Annotated in this window: 3 protein-coding genes and 1 pseudogene; 3 read left to right on the top strand and 1 reads right to left on the bottom strand. The window is 70.5% G+C overall.

Features of this window, described 5'->3' with window-relative positions; all coding sequences use genetic code 11:
• Positions 1–1244, bottom strand: a 1244-nt coding sequence (locus D7W81_RS40105; protein ID WP_167508153.1) for a DEAD/DEAH box helicase, incomplete at its 3' end; no start/stop codon positions are given.
• 564 nt (positions 1245–1808) lie between these two features.
• Here D7W81_RS40105 and D7W81_RS40100 point away from each other — a divergent pair.
• The 3 genes and pseudogenes from D7W81_RS40100 to D7W81_RS40090 all read left to right on the top strand — a co-directional run.
• Positions 1809–3296, top strand: a complete 1488-nt coding sequence (locus tag D7W81_RS40100) for an OpgD/OpgG family glucan biosynthesis protein (protein WP_438503404.1) — start codon at positions 1809–1811, stop codon at positions 3294–3296.
• Positions 3284–3799: a hypothetical protein gene (locus D7W81_RS40095; protein WP_120560590.1), complete on the top strand. Its 516-nt coding sequence runs from the start codon at positions 3284–3286 to the stop codon at positions 3797–3799. Before D7W81_RS40100 ends, D7W81_RS40095 begins: the two co-directional genes overlap by 13 nt.
• Positions 3800–3849: 50 nt before the next feature.
• Positions 3850–4340 (top strand): annotated as a pseudogene (locus D7W81_RS40090) (glucans biosynthesis glucosyltransferase MdoH); the annotation flags it as partial.

Genomic DNA, 4340 nt, shown 5'->3' with positions numbered 1-4340 from the left:
CTCCGGCGCTGACCGCCGCCACCACCGCCGCCGCGCGACTGGCCCCGGCCACCCCGGTTCATCGGGGGACGGTCGTCCTCCACGTCACCGGGGAGGGGAGGGGGCAGCTGCGAACGGAAGGCGGCGTCCGCCACCACCGGCACGCTGCGGCGGATGGTGCGCTCGATGTCGCGCAGGTACGCGCGCTCCTCGGAGTCGCAGAAGGACACGGCCTGGCCGCTGGCGCCCGCGCGGCCCGTGCGGCCGATGCGGTGCACGTACTGCTCCGGCACGTTGGGCAGGTCGTAGTTGAACACGTGCGACAGCCCGTCGATGTCGATGCCGCGCGCCGCGATGTCCGTGGCCACCAGCACGCGCAGGGTGCCGGCGCGGAACTCGTCCAGCGCGCGCTCGCGGGCGTTCTGGCTCTTGTTGCCGTGGATGGCGTCCGCGCGCACGCCCGCCGCCGTGAGCTGCTTGGCCACGCGGTTGGCGCCGTGCTTCGTGCGCGTGAAGACGAGCGCACGCGGAATCGTCTTCGCGTCCTGGAGCAGGTGCGTGAGGAGGGCGCGCTTCTCCTCGCGCTCCACGAAGTACACCTGCTGGCTCACCGTCTCCGCCGTGCTGGATGCGGGAGACACCTCCACGCGCACGGGGTCCTTCAGGATGTTGCGCGCCAGGTCCATGATGTCCGGCGGCAGCGTCGCGCTGAAGAACAGCGTCTGGCGCACCTGCGGCAGCACCTTGATGATCCGCCGCACGTCGTGGATGAACCCCATGTCCAGCATGCGGTCCGCCTCGTCGAGCACGAACACTTCCAGCGCGCGCAACGTCACGAAGCCCTGGTCGATGAGATCCAGCAGGCGCCCCGGCGTCGCCACCAGGATGTCCACGCCCTGGCGCAGCGCCTGGACCTGCGGATTCTGGCCCACGCCGCCGAACACCACCGCGTGGCGCAGGGGGAGGTTCTTGCCGTAGGTCACGAAGCTGTCACTCACCTGGCTGGCCAGCTCACGCGTGGGCGTCAGCACCAGGCAGCGCACCGGACGCGCGCCGCCCGCGGGCGCCTTCGCCGACAGGCGCTGGAGGATGGGCAGCGCGAACGCCGCCGTCTTGCCCGTGCCCGTCTGGGCCACGCCCAGCACGTCCTTGCCCGCGAGGGCATGGGGAATCGCCTTCGCCTGGATGGGCGTCGGCGTGGTGTAGCCCTCGGCCTTGACGGCCTTGAGGAGCGAATCGGTCAACTGCAGTTCGTCGAAAGTCATGAAATCCCGCATGAGAAGGGTGGGCGCACTCCCCCTCAGTTGGGGGACCGACCGCGCAGCGCGCTCTCCCGCGGAATACGGGGGCGCCTGGCGGTACGCGGTCAGGCCAATCAACGGCCCGAGGCACCTGCGAACGTCTTGGAACCCCTGGGCGGCCGGAACGATTCCCGGTGCCGCCCAAGGCCCGAACCACACTGCCTGCAATGGGGGGCAATGTCCCGGGAAATCCTTCCCGCCCGGCTGTCCCACGCGGCTGTGGAGATTTCGGACAGGGCTGTTGGCCTGCTGTCCCCATCGTCCACAACCCCCCAGTCCAGGCGCCGACAGCCCCCTCTCTCGGCCGCCCTCTCAAGCCACCAGAATCATTGGAGCAGCAAGGATTCCGCCAGAGTCCATCCTGGGTAGATCCTTGGATTGATTGGGAAATTCCCCAGCACCTGCCGACTGGCACGTCCGTTGCTAGCCTTTGCCGCGTCGCGCCGTACTGGCGCGGGCGGTGGGCCTCGGGTGAGGAGCGGGATTTTGAAGCGGTGGCAGCGACAGACGGTGGGGATGGCCTGGGGGATGGGGCTGTGCGTGGCGGCGCTGGCGTGTGCCCAGCAGCCCAAGGCGGGGACGGCGAAGGCGGCCGGCTTCTCCGCGCGGACGGTGGAGGAGAAGGCCCGCGCGCTGGCCGCGAAGCCGTACCAGGAGCCGCCCGTCGGCGTGCCCCCGTCCTTCGAGAAGCTCACCTACGATCAGTACCGGGACATCCGCTTCCGCGACGCGGCGTCGCTGTGGCGTGAAGAGGGGCTGCCCTTCCGGGCGCAGTTCTTCCACCCCGGTTTTTATTACACGCGTCCGGTGGGCGTGAACGTGGTGGAGGGCGGCAAGGCGCGCCCGGTCCCGTTCTCCACGGACCAGTTCACCTACGGCCCGCTGGTGGGAAATCCGCCCAAGGGCCAGGTGAACGGCTTCGCGGGCTTCCGGCTCAACGCGCCGCTCAACACGAAGGACTACTACGACGAGCTGGTGGCCTTCCTGGGCGCCAGCTACTTCCGCGCGCTGGGCAAGGGCAACCTCTATGGCCTGTCCGCGCGCGGGCTCGCCATCGACACGGCGCAGCCGGGGGGCGAGGAGTTCCCCACGTTCCGCGAGTTCTGGCTGGAGACGCCGGCGAAGGGCTCGGACACGGTGGTGGTGCACGCGCTGATGGACAGCCCCAGCGTCACGGGCGCGTACCGCTTCGCCATCCACCCGGGTGAGCGGACCGTGATGGACGTGGACTCCACGGTGTTCGTGCGCAAGGCGGTGCGCCAGCTGGGCGTGGCGCCGCTCACCAGCATGTTCCTCTTCGGGGAGAACGACCCGGGGGACTTCGACGACTTCCGCCCGGAGGTGCACGACTCCGACGGCATCTCCGTGTGGATGAAGAACGGCGAGAAGCTCTGGCGCCCCCTGAAGAACCCCAAGCAGATCCAGGTGAGCAGCTTCCATACGGACGGGCTGTCGGGCTTCGGCCTGTTGCAGCGTGATCAGGCCTTCAGCAGCTACGAGGACCTGGAGGCGCGCTCGGAACGGCGTCCGGGCGCCTGGGTGGAGCCGGTGGGTGACTGGGGCGCGGGCTCCGTGCGGCTCGTGGAGCTGCCCACCCGCGAGGAGATCCACGACAACATCGTGGCCTTCTGGGTGCCGGATGCACCGGTGCCGGCGGGTGCACACCTTCGCTTTTCCTACCGGCTGTCCTGGGGCTTTTCCCCCGAGGGCGCGAAGGCCGGAGGTTCCACCGTCGCGGCGACGCGTGTCGCGGCGGGCAGCAAGCCGGGGGCGCGGCGCTTCGTCCTCGACTTCACGAAGGCCAGCAAGGACGGCACGGGCCCGGTGGAGGCGGTCGTCACCGCTTCGCGCGGCCAGGTGCTGCACCCGCGCGCGGAGGTCCACGCCGTCACCGGTGGCTTCCGCGCTGCCTTCGAACTCATGCCCGACGGAGAAGGCCCCGTCGAGCTGCGCTGCTTCCTGAAACGCGGTTCCGAGACCCTCACCGAGACCTGGAGCTACCTGTGGATTCCGTGACCACGCACCCGTTCATCTCCTTCGCTCCGGCCATGCCCCAGGAGGCCCGCGCGGACACCCGCGCCGCGCTGGAGAACTTCTTCCAGGACTTCGGCTTCACCGCCCGTCAGGACCTGGAGCGGCTTTCGGGCTGGGTCCTGGGCACGCGCGAGATGTCCCTGTCGCCGGAGGCCGCGCTGGCGCTGGCGCGCTGGCGGGTGGAGGGCTGGCTGGCGGAGGTGCTGGGGCCGTCGCACGTGGGGCCGTCCTTGATGGTGCGCGGCCGGGCCGCGTTCGTGCTGGTGGGCGGCGCGCGCTGGGGCGCGGACGTGCTGATGCGCGCTCCGTCCACGTTGCCGGAGGCGTGGCGCCGCGCGGTGTGTGAAGCAGTGCCCATGTCCGCCCCGGCGGAGGTGCCCTGCCAGATGCGCGAGCAGGTGCTCGTGCTCAATCCCTTCATGGACATGCTGCGCCGTTGGCTGCGTCCCGCCGCCAGCCAGGCCGGCGTGTCGCCGTCGCGCTAGGCACGGCGTCCCACACACACTCAAGAGCCGCACGGGAGCCCGGAGTCCGCATGAACGCCCAACCCTACACTCCGGCCCTGGCGCGGCCCCGCCGCGTGATGGTGCTGGGGCTGGCGGCCCTGTCCACGGGGTTCGCCTCCGTGGAGATGCACCGGTTGCTCGCGGCCCACGGCACCACGGTGCCGGAGCTGTTCGTGCTGGGGCTGTTCGCGCTGTGCTTCGCGTGGATCGCCCTGTCGTTCTGGAGCGGCATCGCGGGCTTCATCCAGCTGGTGTCCAACCAGCGCGTCCCGGGGCTGCGCTGGCCCACGGAAGAGGAAGCCGAACAGCCGCTCACGCGCCGCACCGCGGTGGTGATGCCCGTCTACAACGAGGACCCGGCCGCGGTGTTCGCGCACGTGCAGGCCACGTATGAGTCCATCGCCGCGACGGGGCAGCTGGACGCGTTCGACTTCTACGTGCTGAGCGACTCCACGCGGGCGGAGTCGTGGGTGGCGGAGGAGCTGGCGTGGTCGGAGCTGTGCCGCAGGGTGGGCGGGCA

It is taken from the genome of Corallococcus aberystwythensis (assembly GCF_003612165.1).
Classification (GTDB): domain Bacteria; phylum Myxococcota; class Myxococcia; order Myxococcales; family Myxococcaceae; genus Corallococcus; species Corallococcus aberystwythensis.
This window is presented reverse-complemented; position numbering and strand designations above follow the sequence as displayed.

Excerpts from the sequence above, each read along its gene's own strand:
- D7W81_RS40100 (WP_438503404.1), top strand. The coding sequence starts at position 1,809 with ATGGGGCTGTGCGTGGCGGCGCTGGCGTGTGCCCAGCAGCCCAAGGCG.